The sequence below is a fragment of the Pseudarthrobacter sp. 05T312 genome (assembly GCF_056396685.1).
Window position 1 is genome coordinate 1 of record NZ_JBFTLY010000078.1, and the last position, 349, is coordinate 349.

At 49.0% G+C, this 349-nt stretch carries 1 rRNA gene; it reads left to right on the plus strand.

The features are described from left to right. Positions 1–201: 201 nt before the first annotated feature. A 16S ribosomal RNA gene (locus AC1DIP_RS22395) occupies positions 202–349 on the plus strand; the annotation flags it as partial.

A 349-nucleotide genomic window follows, 5' to 3' on the forward strand; every position in this document is an offset into this window, starting at 1 on the left:
GTTTGGGTGGTGCCGGGTGTGTCTGTTGTTTGAGAACTCAATAGTGTGCCAAGTTTGTTGATACCGATTATGTATGTAATTGGTTGATTGTGCCGAATCGTGCCGCCCCTGTGGTGTGGTTTGGTGTTTTTAGCTGGTTTCAAATTTTGTGCAGCCTTTGTCGCCGTTATTTCCGGTGGTTTTGGTTGTGTCTGTTTTACTTCAACGGAGAGTTTGATCCTGGCTCAGGATGAACGCTGGCGGCGTGCTTAACACATGCAAGTCGAACGATGATGCCCACTTGTGGGTGGATTAGTGGCGAACGGGTGAGTAACACGTGAGTAACCTGCCCTTGACTCTGGGATAAGCC